Genomic DNA, 15,831 nt, shown 5'->3' on the forward strand with positions numbered 1-15,831 from the left:
GCGAGCAACCCCCACCGGCCGCGAGCCGACAAACTACGCGGCTTCCTTCGCCTTGGTCGCATACATGTCCACGTACTCCTGCCCGGACAACCGCATGACCTCGGTCATCACGGAATCCGTCACGGCCCGCAGCACATACCGGTCCCGGTCCATCCCGTCGTACCGCGAGAACTCCATCGCCTCACCGAACCGAACGGTGACCCGGCCCGGCCGGGGCATCCCCGCACCGCCCGGCTGCAACTTGTCCGTGCCGATGACGGCGAACGGCACCACAGGCGCGCCCGTCATCATGGTCAGCCGCGCGATGCCGGTGCGTCCCCGGTACAGCCGCCCGTCGGGGGACCGCGTCCCCTCCGGGTAGATGCCGAAGACCTTCCCCTCCTCCAGCACCCGCCGCCCGGTCATCAGCGCGGCGACGCCACCACGTCCACCGTCCCGGTCCACCGGAATCATGCCGACGCCGGTGAAGAACCACGCCATGAGCCGGCCCTTCAGGGTCTTCCCGGTGACGTACTCGTCCTTGCCGATGAAGAAGACCTGCCGGTCGCAGACGAGCGGAAGGATCATCGAGTCGATGAACGTGAGGTGGTTGCCGGCCAGGATGACCGGGCCGTCCCCGGGGATGTGCTCGGCGCCTTCCACCTGTGGGCGGAACATCAGGCGCATGATCGGTCCGAGCACTGCCTTGATGAGCGCGAAGCGGGACAACGGGCCCTCCGGTGTCAAGGGAATCGGTCTAAGTCTGTGCAGGTGAGGACGATACTCGCGGGCCGGGGGGTCTTGCACATCGGGTTCACCGAGGTCTTACGCAGTGTTGACGCGGGTTTACCTGCGATGGCGCGCGAAAGACCGCCCGTAACCGGACGGCCATCATGTGACGGACATCGCCCCCACGGCCTGACGGGCTGTCACCTTGCGTCTCACGCACGACATCCGGAGTCACCGGCGTGTTCCGCCACAGGTCTCCCCGCAGTCATGTACACGCACCTACGATCGGCCCGCACTGACGAGCCGACGCAAGGAGGGCGCTCATGGGATCGCAGGATTCTCAGGCCGTGGACGGGCAGACGGGTGTAACCGGACGGCGGGCGCTCCTCGGCGCGGCCGTGCTCGGCGCCGGGGGAGCGGTCCTCGGTCTGTCCGGTACGGCGCGAGCCGCCACGGCCGACGGGACCGCCGAAGCGCGGCACGGCGGCGGGCTGAGAAGCCTGCCGGTGCCGACGATCATCGGCCACCGGGGTGCCAGCGGCTACCGGCCCGAGCACACCTTCGGGTCGTACCAGCTCGCCCTCGACCTCGGTGCGCACGTCGTCGAGGCCGGCGACCTGGTGCCCACCAAGGACGGTCACCTGGTCTGCCGTCACGAGCCGGAGATCGGCGGGACGACCGACGTCGCGGACCACAAGGAGTTCGCCGACCGCAGGACGACGAAGGTCCTGGACGGCGTCTCCGTCACCGGCTGGTTCACCGAGGACTTCACCCTCGCCGAGCTGAAGACCCTGCGCGCCGTCGAGCGCATTCCGGCCAACCGTCCGCACAACACCCTCTACAACGGGCGCTGGGAGATCCCCACCTTCGAAGAGGTCCTGAAGTGGCAGGACGAGCAGACCCGCAAGCGCGGCAAGCAGGTGTGGATCTACCCGGAGACCAAGCACCCCACCTACTTCCGCAAGCTCGGTCTGGGCCTCGAGGAGCGGGTCGCGAAGCTGCTGCGCAAGCACGGCAAGGACGGCCGCAACTCCCCGGTCATCCTCCAGTCCTTCGAGCCCAGCAGCATCCAGCGCCTCAACCGCCTGGTCGACAACCCGCTGGTCGTCCTGCTGTCGTCGGCGGCCAGCCGCCCCTGGGACTTCGTCGAGGCGGGCGACCCGCGCACCGTCGCCGACCTGGTCACCCCCGCCGGGCTCCGCGAGATCGCCGGCTACGCCCAGGGCATCGGCCCCACCCTCGACCTGGTCATCCCCAAGGACGCGAACGGCGACCTCACCACGCCGACCACCCTCGTCGCCGACGCGCACAAGGTGGGGCTGATCCTGCACCCCTACACCATGCGCAACGAGAACCCCTTCCTGCCGACGAGCTTCCGCAAGGGCACCGACGCCGACGCGTACGGCGATGTCTTCGGCGCCTACCGGACGTACTTCGCCACCGGCATCGACGGTGTCTTCACCGACAACCCCGACACCGGCCTGCTGGCCCGCGAGGACTTCGTCAACAGCTGAGCGCCCGCCCCCGATCGGGGTGACAACCGGCCGTCCGGGCAACCCGCCGCCCGGACGGCCGCGTCGTGAGCCATATGACGCGCGACCTGCTCACCACCCCGCCATCCGACCTGGTCACCGCCCCGCAGCACGAGCTGCTCACCTCCCTGCGCCCCCTGCTCACCGCCGAGGCCTCCGCGGAGGCGCACGCCGCCGGCGCCGAACCCGGCGACCTGGAACAGGCGGTCTGGCTCCGCCTCCTGGAGCGCCTCGACACCGACGGCCCGCCCGTGGACCCGCCGGGCTGGCTCCGCCGGGCCGTCCGCTCCGAGGCACGCCGCTCCCGTCGTAGGACCCGACGCGAACGGCCGTATGAGAGCGAACCCGCGGACGAGGTCGGCCGCAGTCCCGAGGACCACGCCCTGGCCGCCGCGCGGCGCCGGGCGCTGCGGGACGCCGTACGCCGACTGCCGGGCCGCTGTCCCCGGCTGATGGAGGCGCTGCTCTCCCCGAAGGACCTCACATACCGGGAAATCGCGGGGGAGTTGGGTATCTCACAGGGCAGTCTCGGCCCGGAACGTTCCAGATGCCTGGGATGTCTGCGTCGTTTGCTCACACCGGAGGTTGCGGCCCGCGGAGCGCGGGGATAGGAGTGAGGGACGACAGGCGATCAGGTGAGCGGGAGGCGTGCGCACATGGGCATGAGCGTGACCATCTCTGCGGCGACCGTGCAGGACGCGGAGCAGATCTTCAGGTTGCAGTACCTGTGCTTCCAGAGTGAGGCGGCGCTGTACGGCAACTACCGCATCGATCCGCTCGTCCAGAGCCTGGACTCGGTCCGTGAGGAGGTCGTCTCCGACTGCGTCTTCGTGGCCCGGCTCGGCGAGGAGGTCGTCGGCTCCGTCCGCGGCCATGTCACCGAGGACGGCTCGGCCGCCATCGGCAAGCTCTGCGTCCACCCCCGACTCCAGGGCCACGGCATCGGTGCCCGGCTGCTGAGGGCGGCGGAGTCGGCCCTCGCCGAGGAGCGCGGCGCCACCCGCTTCCGCCTCTTCACCGGCCACCGCAGCGAGGGCAACCTCCGCCTGTACCGCAAGGTCGGCTACGAGGCGGTGGGCACGTCCCAGGGCAAGGACGGCGTACCGATGATCGTCCTGGAGAAGCCGGCGGGGACGTACGCGGCTACCGCGTAGCGGTGGGGTTACCGGCCTTCCGCAGCCAGTACAGCGCGGACAGCGGCAGCAGCACGGGGATGAAGATGTAGCCCATGCCGTAGTCCGACCACACGGTCGCGTCCGGGAAGGCCGAGGGCTCGATCAGGGTCCAGGTACCGACGATCAGCACGCCCGCGAGCTCGGCGGCGCAGCACACCTGCGCCGCCTTGCGGGCCGTTTCACCACCGCGGACCAGCGAGTACGTGATGAACCCGTAGACCACGCCCGCCACCGCGGACAGCGAGTAGGCGAGCGGCGCGCGGTCGAACTCGGTGGCGATCTGGTACGCCGAGCGCGACACCGCGCCGACCACCATCACCCCGTACAGCCAGACCAGCAGCATCCCCGGCCCGCTGATCAGCCGCGTCGGCTTCTCCTCGGTCGCCGCCACCTCAGCCTCCCCAGATGTCATAGAGCCGCACCTCAAGGACCGCGAGCACCACACCGCCGGCGGCCGCCGTCACCGAGCCCCACTTCGAGCGCTCGGTCAGCGACATCAGCCCCGCCGCGGGGACACACGCGAACGCGCCCAGCAGATACGCCACGAAGATCGTCGTCCCCTGCTCCGGCTTCTCGCCCCGGGCCAGTTGCACGATCCCCACGACCAGCTGGACGGTCGCCAGCAGCGACACCACGCCCATCCCGATGAAGTGCCAGTCCTTCGTCGGCTGGTCACGGTAGGCGGCCCAGCCGCACCAGGCGGCGAGCAGCAGCGCGGCGACGCCGGTCACGAGCGTCAGGGCATCAAGCATGCAGCGACCTTATTACGGCGCGGAAGACAGACCGGGGTCGGCCCCGGCCTCGCCCCGAGCCCTTGTGCAGCGAGATTCGAGCAAGGGACACGACCCCGTAGGGTCGAGGGCATGAAGATCCGTGCACAGGCCATGCTTTTCGACAACGACGGCACGCTCGTCTCCTCCCTCGCCTCCGTGGACCGCTGCTGGCGGCAGTGGGCGAAGGAGTACGGCATCACCGCCGACGACTTCGCGCGCGTGGAGCTGCACGGGCGGCCGGCCGTCGAGATAGCCGCCGACCTGCTGCCCGCCGAGATCGTGCCCGAGGCCCTCGCGCGGATCGAGAAGCTCGAGGTCGAGGACGTACCCAACGACGGCGTCCAACTGCTCCCCGGCACCCGGGACTTCCTCGCCGCGCTGCCCGCCGACCGGTGGGCCGTCGTCACCTCCGCCACCCGGCGGCTCGCCGAGGCCCGCCTCGACGCCGTCGGCATCCTCCCCAAGACCCTCGTCACCGCCGACGACATCACCCGCGGCAAGCCCGACCCCGAGCCCTATCTCCTCGCCGCCCGCGAACTCGGCGTCGACCCCGCCGACTGCGTCGTCTTCGAGGACGCCCCCGCCGGTCTCGCGGCCGGTCGCGCCGCCGGGATGACCACCGTGGCGTTGACCACAACCCACCAGGCCCACGAACTGGACGCCGACCTGGTGGTCGAGAACCTGTCGGCCTTGTCCGCACTGGTCACCGCCGGGGGAGTGGAGATCTCCGTCCGCGCCTGACCCCTGTCCGCCGCTGTCCAGCATGCGGACAGCGGCGGTTGGTAAGGACCATGCGTCTGCTTTACTGATTCCATGACCACGACGAGCTGCCGCACCTTTGCGACCGAGGCGACCATGACGCCCGGTGCTCGCTGTATGTGTCGAATGTGCGCCTTCTAGAGGGCCCCCGCACCACCCCTTGAGCCTCGCGCCCCGAAGCGAGCAGCTGTGGCATGTCCGTACCGGCCCCGCCGTACGTGACCGTGCTGCCCCGCGCACACCCGTTCCTCTCGTACCAGGGCACACCCACGCCCGCGTACGAACTCGACAGTGATGGAATCCCAGTGATCACCACATCGGGCCTCACCAAGGTCTACCGCTCACGCGGCCGCGAGGTCACCGCCCTCGACGGCGTCGATCTCCACGTCCGCGAAGGCGAGGTGTACGGCGTCATCGGCCAGTCCGGTGCCGGCAAGTCCTCCCTGATCCGCTGCGTCAACCTGCTGGAGCGCCCCACCGCCGGCACGGTCACCGTCGCCGGCCAGGACCTCACCGCCCTCGCCGGGCGCGGCCCGCGGGCCGGCAAGGAACTGCGTGAGGCGCGCAGCCGTATCGGCATGGTCTTCCAGCACTTCAACCTGCTGTCCTCCCGGACCGTCCAGGACAACGTCGAGCTGCCGCTCGAGATCCTCGGCAAGTCCGGGAAGGAGCGCTCGCGCAAGGCCCTCGAACTCCTTGACCTCGTCGGGCTCGCCGACAAGGCCAAGGCCTACCCGGCCCAGCTCTCCGGCGGCCAGAAGCAGCGCGTCGGCATCGCCCGCGCCCTGGCCGGCGACCCCAAGGTGCTGCTCTCCGACGAGGCCACCAGCGCCCTCGACCCGGAGACCACCCGCTCCATCCTCCAGCTGCTGCGCGACCTGAACCGGCAGCTGGGCCTGACCGTCCTGCTCATCACGCACGAGATGGACGTCGTGAAGTCGATCTGCGACTCGGCGGCACTGATGGAGAACGGCCGCATCGTCGAGTCCGGGACCGTGAGCGAGCTGCTCGCGACGCCCGGTTCCGAGCTCGCCACCGCGCTCTTCCCGGTAGGCGGCGAGGCCACCGGCGCCGACCGCACCGTCGTCGACGTCACCTTCCACGGCGAGGCCGCGACCCAGCCGGTCATCTCCCAGTTGTCGCGCACCTACAACATCGACATCTCCATCCTCGGCGCCGCCATCGACACCGTCGGCGGACTCCAGGTCGGCCGGATGCGCATCGAACTGCCCGGCCGCTACGAGGACAACGTCGTTCCGGTCGGCTTCCTGCGCGAGCAGGGCCTCCAGATCGATGTCGTCGGTGAAGACCTGCTGGTGAAGGAAGGTGCCAAGTGACCTGGTCCGAGATGCAGCCCCTGCTGTCCCAGGCGTGTTGGGACACCCTCTACATGGTCGGCTGGTCCACCGTCATCGCCGTCGTCGGCGGCCTTCCGCTCGGCGTCCTCCTCGTCCTCACCGACCGGGGCGGGCTCCTGCAGAACGTCGTCGCCAACAAGGTCATCGGGCAGGTCGTGAACGTCGCCCGCTCGATGCCGTTCATCATCCTGATGGTCGCGCTGATGGGCTTCACCCGCTCCATCACCGGCACCACCATCGGCCGTGAGGCCGCGATCGTGCCGCTCGCCATCGGGGCGATCCCGTTCTTCGCGCGTCTGGTCGAGACGGCTGTCCGCGAAGTGGACGGCGGACTCGTCGAGGCCGTGCAGTCGATGGGCGGCAACACCTGGACCATCGTCCGCAAGGTCCTCGTACCGGAGTCGCTGCCCTCGCTGATCGCCAGCACCACGACCACGATCGTGGCGCTGATCGGCTACTCCGCCATGGCAGGCACCGTCGGCGCCGGCGGCCTCGGCGACATCGCCATCCGCTACGGCTACCAGCGCTTCGAGACCCAGCTCATGTGGATCACCGTCGCGATCCTCGCGGTCGTCATCTCGCTGATCCAGTTCGCCGGCGACTTCGCGGCCCGCTCGCTGCACAGCCGCGGCGGCAAGACGGGACCGGCGCCGAAGCTGCGGCTGCTGAAGGCCGCGACGGCGGACACCAAGACCGTCTGACCCGCCCTCTCACTCCCGAAAACTTCCCCGCACCACAACCGCGGGGTCGCTCTGCCCAAAAGGAAAGGCACTTTTCGTGCGTAACACCGCAAAGCTCACCGCCGCCGTCCTCGCCGCCGGAGCCCTCACCTTCGGGCTCACCGCCTGCGGCTCCGAGGACTCGTCCTCCGCCGGCTCCTCCGACTCCAGCGGCCCGCTGGTCGTCGCCGCGAGCCCCGTCCCGCACGCCGAGATCCTCACCTACGTCAAGGACCACCTGGCGAAGAAGGCGGGCCTCGACCTGGAGGTCAAGGAGTTCACGGACTACGTCACGCCGAACACGGCGACGGAGGACGGCTCGGTCGACGCCAACTACTTCCAGAACCAGCCGTACCTCGACGACTTCAACAAGAAGAACGGCACCCACATCGTGCCCGTCGTGACGGTCCACCTGGAGCCGCTCGGCCTCTACTCCCACAAGGTGAAGAGCGCCGACGCGCTGAAGAGCGGCGCGACCATCGCGGTCCCGAACGACAGCGTCAACGAGGCCCGCGCCCTCAAGCTGCTCGCCGCCAACGGGATCATCACGCTCAAGGACGGCGTGGGCAACGAGGCGACGCCCGCCGACATCACCAAGAACCCCAAGAACCTCAAGTTCAAGGAGCTGGAGGCGGCCCAGACCCCGCGCTCCCTGGACGACGTCGACGCCGCCGTCATCAACGGCAACTACGCCATCGAGGCCGACCTGTCCCCGGCCAAGGACGCCCTCGTCCTGGAGTCCGCCAAGGACAACCCGTACGGCAACTTCCTCGCGGTGAAGGACGGCAACGAGGACGACCCGCGCGTGAAGAAGCTCGCGAAGCTCCTCACCTCGCCCGAGGTCAAGAAGTTCATCGAGGACAAGTACGACGGCTCCGTCATCGCGTCCTTCTGAGGCCCCGGCATGCGCAAGACACTCACCGCCGCCTCGGTCCTCGCACTCGCCCTCGGGCTCGCCGCCTGCGGCTCGGACTCCGGTGACAGCGGTGGTGGTGACGACGGCACCCTCGTCGTCGGCGCCACCGCCGTCCCGGCCGGCGAGGTCCTGGCGTACATCAAGGACAACCTCGCCGACAAGGCGGGCCTGAAGCTGGAGATCAAGGAGTTCACGGACTACGTCCTGCCGAACACCGCGCTCCAGGAGGGCTCGCTGGACGCGAACCTCTACCAGAACAAGCCCTACCTGGACGACTTCAACAAGTCCAAGGGGACCGACCTCGTTCCGGTCGTGGACGCCTACCTGCCGCCCATGGGCGTCTACTCGAAGAAGGTCACGGACGTCACGAAGCTCGCCGACGGAGCCACCGTCGCCGTGCCCAACGACACCACCAACGAGGGCCGCGCGCTGAAACTCCTCGCCGCCAAGGGCGTCATCACGCTCAAGGACGGCGCGGCCACCGACGCGTCCCCCGCGGACATCGCGGCCAACCCCCGGCACCTGAAGTTCAAGGAGCTGGAACCCGCCCAGCTGCCGCGTTCGCTCGACGACGTGGCCGCCGCGGTCATCAACAACAACTACGCCCAGGACGCGGGCCTCAGCCCCACCGAGGACGCGATCCTCCTGGAGGCGGCGAAGGACAACCCCTACGCCAACCTCCTCGCCGTCAAGCGCGGCAACGAGGACGACCCCCGGGTCGAGAAGCTTGCGAAGCTCCTGACCTCCGCGGAGGTCAGGAAGTTCATCGAGGACAAGTACCAGGGCAGCGTCCTGCCGGTCACCACCGGCTGACGGCGCGTATACCGCGTATCGCCACGCACAGGGTCCACTCGCTCACCCCGGGTGGACCCTGTAGTGCGGTCCAGTGCTTTCATGCTGCATGCTGGGCAGTTCAGCAGGAGCCCGGCAGGACTTGAAGGTTTTCCGAAGGTTACGGAGTGGCGCATGACTAGCACCTTCCCCAACATCTCCATCAGCACGGAGCGGTTGGTGCTGCGTCCCCTCGACGAGGACGATGTGCCCGCCCTGACCGAGATGATGAACGATGAGCAGATCACCGCCTGGACCGACGTCCCCCAGCCCTTCACCGAGGAGAACGCGCGCGGCTGGATCACCGAGTACGCGCCCACCGAACGCGCCGCGGGCCGCGGCCTCGACCTCGCCGTCACCGAGTTCCTCACCCAGCGCCTCGTCGGCATCGTCCAGCTGACCAAGACCAACTGGCACATCAGGTCCACCGAGCTGTCGTACATCATCGCCCCCTGGGCCCGCGGCGAGGGCTACGCCTCCGAGGCCGCGCTCGCCACCGCCCAATGGCTGTTCACCGACCAGAAGTTCGAGCGCATAGAGCTCCGCACGGCCGCCGACAACACCGCCTCCCAGCAGGTCGCCCAGAAGATCGGCTGCATCAGCGAGGGCGTCCTGCGCAACGCCTGCATAGCGCGCGTCCGCACCGAGGACGACACCTGGGCCGACGTCCGCACCGACTTCATCGTCTGGAGCCTGCTGCCGGAGGACCTGGAGGGCGCCGGGGAGCAGCTGGCCGACACCAGCGGTTTCACGTCGTACGGCGACTGGAACTGAACCAGGGGGCGGACGGTACCGCTGCCGCGTTCGCCGGGTCGACCAGGTACCCTCACCAAGCCCGCCGCTGACGACCTGCGCAAACCTGGAGACTGACGAAGATGGCCGACCGGGTCACGGTGATCGGCTGGGACGGCTCGCCCCTGACGGCCGCGGCACGCGCCGCGCTCGGCGCCGCCACGCTGGTGGCAGGCGCCCCCCACCACCTGGCACTGCCCGAGGTGCCGCCCGCCGCCGAGCGCATCCGCCTCGGCAGCGTCTCGCTGGCCGCCCGCCGGATCGCCGGCCACCGCGGCACCGCGGTCGTCCTCGCGGACGGCGACCCCGGCTTCTTCGGAGTCGTACGGACCCTGCGCGCACCCGAGTTCGGCCTGGAGGTCGAGGTCGTCCCCGCCGTCTCCTCGGTCGCCGCCGCCTTCGCCCGCGCCGGCATGCCCTGGGACGACGCCCAGGTGGTCGTCGCACACCGCCGCACCCTGCGCCGCGCGGTGAACGTGTGCCGCGCCCACACCAAGGTCGCCGTCCTCACCTCGCCCGGGGCGGGCCCCGCCGAACTCGGCCTGCTCATGGAGGGCGTCCACCGCACCTTCGTCATCTGCGAGGAACTCGGCACCGACCGCGAACAGGTCACCATCCTCACCTCCGACAAGGCCGCCGACCACACCTGGCGCGACCCCAACGTGGTCATCGTCATCGGCGGCCCGGTCAGCGCGGGGGAGGACGGCGGCTGGATCTCCGGACGCGACCCGGGCACCGGCCCGCGCGGCTGGACCCAGCCCGCCGAGGCCTACGACGGCCCGCTCGGCGAGGGCGAGACGGATCTGCTGCGCGCGGCCCAACTCGCCCGCCTCGGCCCGCGCGTCGGCGACCTCGTCTGGGACATCGGCTGCGGCAGCGGCGCCTTCGCCGTCGAGGCCGCCCGGGCCGGCGCCGCCGTCATCGCCGTCGACCACGACCTCACCGCCTGCGGCCGCACCGACGCCGCCGCCCGCCGCTTCGGCGTCCAGCTCCAGATCGTCCGCGGCACCGCCCCGCACGTCCTGGAGAACCTGCCCGAACCGGACGTCGTCCGCGTCGGCGGCGGGGGCCTCGCCGTCGTCTCCGCCGTCGCCGACCGCCGCCCGCAGCGCATCGTCGCCCACGCCTCGACACGCGACGAGGCCGAACTCCTCGGCCGCGACCTGACGGAGCACGGCTACCGCGTCGAGTGCGCCCTCCTGCAGTCCCTCGAACTCGACACCAGGGCCTGGACGGAGAAGGAACGGAGCGTCGCGTTCCTGCTCAGCGGGGCGCTCGCCGACCGCACGGTGTGACTCTGTACGCCGTCCCGGTGATCCTGTTGTCGTACCGCGCGCGGTAGGCTGGCGGACTGTTGTACCGCACCCGGTGGCCCGGTCTTTCGTTCGTCAATGTCCGGAAAACGCGCCCGTTTTGGGGTGGGTGTGGTACGGCAGAACCGGAGGACGCGCAACGTGGCGCAGTCCACAGCGGGCTGTCGCGGATCAACCTGTCGCGACGGGGGAACGGCCGGGACAATGCCAGTTAATGGCTTTGTCGTCTTTCTCGGCGGGCCGTTCGTGCCGCTGGGCACGCACGCTCGTTCTTCACTGCGGGGGCGGTCGGTGCGCCGTTCCCGGTGAGCTGGTCGTAGAAGCACTAACCGATGGGCGAGGGGTACGCATGACCGACACCGGCCAGGTCCCGGGCGAGGGGCTGCCGGAGAACGCAGGCATGGTGGAGCAGCCGGGCGTCCCTGCGCACGGTGCGTACACCTACCTCTCCGAGACCACCGCCGAGGACGAAGACCTGTTGCTGCTGCCGGGTGCCCAGGGCGCGTGGGGCAACGAGGTCGCCCCGCCCGCACCGGAGCCCGTCGTGGAGACCGTGCAGGAGCCGTCGGCGCAGGCCGCCGCACAGGAGCCGCCGGTGGACCCGACGCCCCAGCCCTTCGCGGACCCGTCGCACCAAGCCTTCGCGGACGCGGCGCATCAGCCCCTCGCGGACCCGGCGCATCAGCCCCTCGCGGACCCGGCGCACCAGCCCCTCGCTGACGGGACGCACCAGTCTCCCGCAGACGCGATGCACCAGCCCCTCGCTGACGCGGCGTACCAGCCCCTGGCTGACGGGACGCACCAGTCCTTCGCCGAGCCCGCGCAGGCATCCCTCGGGGAGCCGGTGCCGGCCGCCTCTTACGGGGACGGTGTGCACGAGCCCGGTCCGCACGAGATGTCCGGTCGCGACAGCGGCTCGGTCGACCTCGGCGGCGTCCGTCTGCCCGCCCCGCAGCCCGTCGCCACGGCCCCGTCGGCTCCGACGACGCCGATCCCGCCGATCACCCCCCGTCGGCCCCTGCACCTCGGCCCGCCCATCCCCGACACCTCCGCGAGCCCGGTCCGCTCCCTCGCCGACCGCGGCCCCGCGGGCGCGCCGACCCGTCACGCGGGTCCGCCGACCACGGGTCCCGAGTATCTCGACGTCTCCCAGCCCCTGCGCGAGATGGCCCCACAGGGCGCCACCGCCTGGGGTGCCCCCGCTCCGGCGGGCGCGGTGGCCCAGGCTGCCGAAACGGTTGTTCCGGCCGCCGGCCCCACGGCCCAGCACGCCCCCGAGCCGGTGGGCGCGGCCCAGGCCGCGGTCGCCCGCCTGACCACACAGGCGGGTGCTGTCGGTGGGGCGGGACAGCCGGTGGAGGCGCAGTCGGAAGGTGTGCGGCCGGAGGGGGCTCAGCCGGAGGGCGTGCAGTCAGAAGGCGTTCCGGTCGAGGGCGAGGGTGTGCCCGTGGCCGGTGCAGGGGGTGACACGGACGGTGAGACGGTCCCTACGGCCGCTGACACTCCTGCCGCTTCCGCAGCTCCTGCGGCTCCTGTGAACTCCGCGGCCTCTGGGGAGGTTCCGGACGGTGGCGAGGCGCCGGCGGCCGGGGAGGTTCCGGCTGCGGTGTCCGAGACCGGCGATGCGGGTGTCGCGGAGCAGCCCGTCGTCGACGCCGCCGTCACGGACGCCGGTCAGGCCCAGCTTGCCGAGGCGGCCCCCGAGGCTGAGGCCGCCCACACGGCCGACGCGGCTCAGGACGTCGAGCCTCCGGTCGCAGCGGAGACTGCCGAGACCGACGAGGCCTCTGCGCCGCAGCCTCACGAGGCACCGGCGGCCGAGACCGAGCAGGTGCCGGTTGCCGACATTGCCGCTGACGCGGGACAGGCCGTCGCGGCTGAGACCTCCGACCCTGCCGCCGCCCTGCCCGAGGCCATCGTGCCCGGGGCCGAGGCCGTACCGGCCCCCTCGGAGGCAGACGCGGAGCAGTCCGCGCCGGAGCCCCCGCTCGCCACGGCTCCCGAAGCCGACCCCACGGCCCCCGAAACCGCCGAGGCCGCCGCCACGACCCCCTCCGCCCCCGCTGCCGACCAGCTCGCGCAGCCGGAAGCCGCCCCGGCCACGCCCGCCGAACCCGTCGCCGCCGCAGCCACCGTCGTGGAAACGCCGACCGAAGCCGCCGTCGTAGAACCGCCGGCCGAAGCCACCGTCGTAGAACCGCCGGCCGAAGCCACTCCCGGCGCCGAGCCGTTGCCCGGTCCCGCGGACCTCGCGCAGGCGCAGACCGAGCAGCCGGCCGCCCCCGCCGCTCAGCCGGACGAGACCACCGCATCTCACCACGCGGTCGCCCCGTCCCACACCCCGGACGCCTCGCAGCCCGAGACCCCGGCAGCAACCCCGCTGGACGCCCCGGCTCCCGCGTCCCCGGCGGACGCATCCCACTCCGCCGACCTCCAGCCCACCCCCGCTTCCGAGCCCACCCCTGCTTCCGAGCCGGCCCCCGCTGCCGCGTCCGCCCCTGCGGCCTCCGTACAGCCGGACGCCCCCCAGCCGCCCCTGCCCTCGCCCTCGCCCCGGCAGGATCTCGTCAACGAACCCGCAGGCCCCCAGGTCCTGTTCATGGACCAGGCCACGCCCGCACACACCCCGGTCGCCCCGGACCTCGCGTCCGGCGCCCCGTGGACCTCCGACCCCGAGCAGCCCATGGGCCAGTTCGTCCCGGTGGAGGGTTCGGTGCCGACCACACCGCACCTGGCCCCCACGCCGCCGCAGCCGCTCGTCCTCCCCGCCGAAGCGGCGGAGACCACAGAGACCGGGCAGGCACCCGCAACCGGCGAGAACGGCGCGGCCGAGGCCGCCTCGGCTCAGGACCAGCCCGCCGTCCCCGCCCCCCGGGACGGCGACGCCCCGGAACTCGCAGAACCAGAAGCAGAACCAGAACTCGCACAGAACGCCGACGACCTGGACACCCGGGCCGCCGATCAGGAAGAAAGCACGGCCACCGTGGAAGAAGTACGTCAGTCCACCGGCCCGGCCGCGCCCGCCTACGACGATGCCGAGCGCGAGGCCGTCCTCAAGGTCATGCGCGAGCGCCGCGACATCCGCAACGGCTTCCGCAGCGACCCCATCCCGCACGAGGTGCTGCTCCGCGTCCTGGAAGCGGCCCACACGGCCCCGTCCGTCGGCCACTCGCAGCCGTGGGACTTCGTCGTCATCCGCTCCGCGGACACCCGGCGCAGCATGCACGAGCTGGCGATGCGGCAGCGTGACGCGTACGCCAAGTCCCTTCCCAAGGGCCGGGCCAAGCAGTTCAAGGAACTGAAGATCGAGGCGATCCTCGACACCCCGGTGAACATCGTCGTCACCGCCGACCCGACCCGCGGCGGGCGCCACACCCTCGGCCGGCACACCCAGCCGCAGATGGCGCCGTACTCCGCAGCGCTCGCCGTCGAGAACCTCTGGCTCGCCGCCCGCGCGGAGGGCCTCGGCGTCGGCTGGGTCAGCTTCTTCGACGAGCGCGAGATGGTCCGCGCCCTGGGCCTGCCCGAGCACCTGGAGGTCATCGCGTACCTGTGCGTCGGGTACGTCGACGAGTTCCCGGACGAGCCCGAGCTGATGCAGGCCGGCTGGTCCAAGCGCCGCCCGCTGTCGTGGGTCGTGCACGAGGAGACGTACGGCCGCCGCGCGCTGCCCGGCGAGGAGCCGCACGACCTGCTCGCGGAGACGGTCGCCCAGATCCGCCCGCTGGACGCGAAGGCGCTCGGCGAGGCCTGGGAGCGGCAGAAGCGCATGACCAAGCCGGCCGGCGCGCTCGGCATGCTGGAGATCATCTCCGCCCAGCTGTCCGGTCTGTCCCGGCAGTGCCCGCCGCCGATCCCGGAGCCCGCGGCCGTCGCGATCTTCGCCGGCGACCATGGCGTGCACGCGCAGGGTGTCACCCCCTGGCCGCAGGAGGTGACGGCCCAGATGGTGGCCAACTTCCTGGGCGGGGGCGCGGTCTGCAACGCGTTCGCGAGCCAGGTCGGTGCCGAGGTCTGCGTGGTGGACGTGGGCGTCGCGGCCGACCTCCCCGCCACCCCCGGTCTGCTGCCCCGCAAGGTCCGCGCGGGCACCTCCGACATGACCGCCGGCCCCGCGATGACCCGCGAGGAGGCCAAGCAGGCCATCGAGGTCGGCATCGAGACGGCCCGCGACCTGGTGGCGGCCGGCAACAAGGCGCTGCTGACGGGTGAGATGGGCATCGCCAACACCACGGCGTCCGCGGCCCTGATCTCGGTCTTCACGGACACCGACCCGGCCGAGGTGACAGGCCGCGGCACGGGCATCAACGACGAGACCCTCGCCCGCAAGACCGAGGTCGTCCGCCGTGCCATCGAGGTCCACCAGCCGGACCCGGCCGACCCGATCGGCGTCCTCGCGGCGATCGGCGGCTTCGAGCACGCGGCGATGGTCGGCCTCCTCCTGGGCGGCGCCTCCCTGCGCACCCCGGTGATCCTGGACGGCGTCAGCGCCGGCGCCGCCGCGCTGGTCGCCCGTGCGATCGCCCCCGAGGTCCTCGCGGCCTGCATCGCGGGCCACCGCAGCGCCGAGCCCGGCCATGTGGCCGCCCTGAACAAGCTCGGTCTGCGGCCCCTGGTCGACCTCGACCTGCGTCTCGGCGAGGGCACCGGAGCCCTGCTGGCCCTCCCGCTCGTCCAGAGCACGGCGAGAGCGATGCACGAGGTGGCGACGTTCGACTCGGCGGGGGTAACCGAGAAGTAGCGGTTGCTCCGACACGGGGAGGCGCTGCGTACGCCGGCGCCCGGTCCGTTGTCAGCTGCCGTGGGGCTGTGGGCCGTCGTTCCGCAGGGCGGAACGGGTGGGCACAGCCCCACGCACCCGCACCCGGCCACGATGCCCAGCCACCGGACACCTGAGCCGCCAAGACCCCCCGCCCCTTAAAATCTGCACGTCAGGGCCCCGCCACGCCCCAGAG

At 71.4% G+C, this 15,831-nt stretch carries 14 protein-coding genes; 11 read left to right on the forward strand and 3 right to left on the reverse strand.

The annotated features are described in order from the left end of the window. Positions 1-33: 33 nt before the first annotated feature. Positions 34-708: a lysophospholipid acyltransferase family protein gene (locus ACFUO4_RS37155; RefSeq protein ID WP_383493423.1), complete on the reverse strand. Its 675-nt coding sequence runs from the start codon at positions 706-708 to the stop codon at positions 34-36. Positions 709-1,031: 323 nt separating this feature from the next. Here ACFUO4_RS37155 and ACFUO4_RS37160 point away from each other — a divergent pair, with 323 nt between their 5' ends. The 3 genes from ACFUO4_RS37160 (at position 1,032) to ACFUO4_RS37170 (ending at position 3,394) form a co-directional block, all read left to right on the forward strand. Continuing rightward, a complete protein-coding gene (locus ACFUO4_RS37160) occupies positions 1,032-2,222 on the forward strand; it encodes a glycerophosphodiester phosphodiesterase (protein WP_383493236.1) in 1,191 nt (396 codons plus the stop codon). A 74-nt stretch (positions 2,223-2,296) separates the two neighbouring features. Then, positions 2,297-2,851 (forward strand): RNA polymerase sigma factor, encoded by a 555-nt coding sequence (locus tag ACFUO4_RS37165; RefSeq protein WP_383493426.1) that lies wholly within the window; start codon positions 2,297-2,299, stop codon positions 2,849-2,851. A 45-nt stretch (positions 2,852-2,896) separates the two neighbouring features. Beyond that, positions 2,897-3,394 (forward strand): GNAT family N-acetyltransferase, encoded by a 498-nt coding sequence (locus ACFUO4_RS37170; RefSeq protein WP_079311820.1) that lies wholly within the window; start codon positions 2,897-2,899, stop codon positions 3,392-3,394. Here ACFUO4_RS37170 and ACFUO4_RS37175 read toward each other — a convergent pair. Beyond that, positions 3,384-3,827 carry a hypothetical protein gene (locus ACFUO4_RS37175; protein WP_383493239.1) on the reverse strand — a complete coding sequence of 148 codons (444 nt, stop codon included), beginning with the start codon at positions 3,825-3,827 and terminating at the stop codon, positions 3,384-3,386. The genes ACFUO4_RS37170 and ACFUO4_RS37175 overlap by 11 nt on opposite strands. Next, positions 3,808-4,167: a hypothetical protein gene (locus ACFUO4_RS37180; RefSeq protein WP_079311822.1), complete on the reverse strand. Its 360-nt coding sequence runs from the start codon at positions 4,165-4,167 to the stop codon at positions 3,808-3,810. The genes ACFUO4_RS37175 and ACFUO4_RS37180 overlap by 20 nt, the downstream gene beginning before the upstream one ends. A gap of 111 nt (positions 4,168-4,278) precedes the next feature. Between ACFUO4_RS37180 and ACFUO4_RS37185 the strand changes: the two genes are divergently transcribed. From ACFUO4_RS37185 to cobT, 8 genes are all read left to right on the forward strand, one after another. After that, positions 4,279-4,929, forward strand: coding sequence for an HAD-IA family hydrolase (locus ACFUO4_RS37185; protein WP_383493242.1), 651 nt, complete (start codon positions 4,279-4,281; stop codon positions 4,927-4,929). A gap of 323 nt (positions 4,930-5,252) precedes the next feature. Beyond that, positions 5,253-6,284, forward strand: a complete 1,032-nt coding sequence (locus tag ACFUO4_RS37190) for a methionine ABC transporter ATP-binding protein (protein WP_059196734.1) — start codon at positions 5,253-5,255, stop codon at positions 6,282-6,284. Further along, positions 6,281-7,006: a methionine ABC transporter permease gene (locus ACFUO4_RS37195; protein WP_079311824.1), complete on the forward strand. Its 726-nt coding sequence runs from the start codon at positions 6,281-6,283 to the stop codon at positions 7,004-7,006. Before ACFUO4_RS37190 ends, ACFUO4_RS37195 begins: the two co-directional genes overlap by 4 nt. A gap of 76 nt (positions 7,007-7,082) precedes the next feature. Next, complete coding sequence (locus ACFUO4_RS37200) at positions 7,083-7,919, forward strand: MetQ/NlpA family ABC transporter substrate-binding protein (protein ID WP_383493246.1); 837 nt, start codon at positions 7,083-7,085, stop codon at positions 7,917-7,919. A gap of 9 nt (positions 7,920-7,928) precedes the next feature. Then, positions 7,929-8,753, forward strand: coding sequence for a MetQ/NlpA family ABC transporter substrate-binding protein (locus ACFUO4_RS37205; RefSeq protein WP_383493249.1), 825 nt, complete (start codon positions 7,929-7,931; stop codon positions 8,751-8,753). A 153-nt stretch (positions 8,754-8,906) separates the two neighbouring features. Continuing rightward, positions 8,907-9,545, forward strand: coding sequence for a GNAT family N-acetyltransferase (locus ACFUO4_RS37210; protein ID WP_383493252.1), 639 nt, complete (start codon positions 8,907-8,909; stop codon positions 9,543-9,545). Positions 9,546-9,646: 101 nt separating this feature from the next. After that, complete coding sequence (gene cbiE / locus ACFUO4_RS37215) at positions 9,647-10,858, forward strand: precorrin-6y C5,15-methyltransferase (decarboxylating) subunit CbiE (RefSeq protein WP_383493255.1); 1,212 nt, start codon at positions 9,647-9,649, stop codon at positions 10,856-10,858. 367 nt (positions 10,859-11,225) lie between these two features. Continuing rightward, positions 11,226-15,617 (forward strand): nicotinate-nucleotide--dimethylbenzimidazole phosphoribosyltransferase, encoded by a 4,392-nt coding sequence (cobT, locus tag ACFUO4_RS37220; protein ID WP_383493258.1) that lies wholly within the window; start codon positions 11,226-11,228, stop codon positions 15,615-15,617. Positions 15,618-15,831 lie beyond the last annotated feature (214 nt).

The sequence above is a fragment of the Streptomyces sp. NPDC057280 genome, from assembly GCF_042668605.1.
Classification (GTDB): domain Bacteria; phylum Actinomycetota; class Actinomycetes; order Streptomycetales; family Streptomycetaceae; genus Streptomyces.

Bases quoted from the DNA above. Each gene is read 5' to 3' on its own strand.
- ACFUO4_RS37160 (WP_383493236.1), top strand. From the start codon at position 1,032: ATGGGATCGCAGGATTCTCAGGCCGTGGACGGGCAGACGGGTGTAACC.
- ACFUO4_RS37165 (WP_383493426.1), top strand. From the start codon at position 2,297: ATGACGCGCGACCTGCTCACCACCCCGCCATCCGACCTGGTCACCGCC.
- ACFUO4_RS37170 (WP_079311820.1), top strand. From the start codon at position 2,897: ATGGGCATGAGCGTGACCATCTCTGCGGCGACCGTGCAGGACGCGGAG.
- ACFUO4_RS37175 (WP_383493239.1), bottom strand. From the start codon at position 3,827: ATGACATCTGGGGAGGCTGAGGTGGCGGCGACCGAGGAGAAGCCGACG.
- ACFUO4_RS37180 (WP_079311822.1), bottom strand. From the start codon at position 4,167: ATGCTTGATGCCCTGACGCTCGTGACCGGCGTCGCCGCGCTGCTGCTC.
- ACFUO4_RS37185 (WP_383493242.1), top strand. From the start codon at position 4,279: ATGAAGATCCGTGCACAGGCCATGCTTTTCGACAACGACGGCACGCTC.
- ACFUO4_RS37205 (WP_383493249.1), top strand. From the start codon at position 7,929: ATGCGCAAGACACTCACCGCCGCCTCGGTCCTCGCACTCGCCCTCGGG.
- ACFUO4_RS37210 (WP_383493252.1), top strand. From the start codon at position 8,907: ATGACTAGCACCTTCCCCAACATCTCCATCAGCACGGAGCGGTTGGTG.
- cbiE (WP_383493255.1), top strand. From the start codon at position 9,647: ATGGCCGACCGGGTCACGGTGATCGGCTGGGACGGCTCGCCCCTGACG.
- cobT (WP_383493258.1), top strand. From the start codon at position 11,226: ATGACCGACACCGGCCAGGTCCCGGGCGAGGGGCTGCCGGAGAACGCA.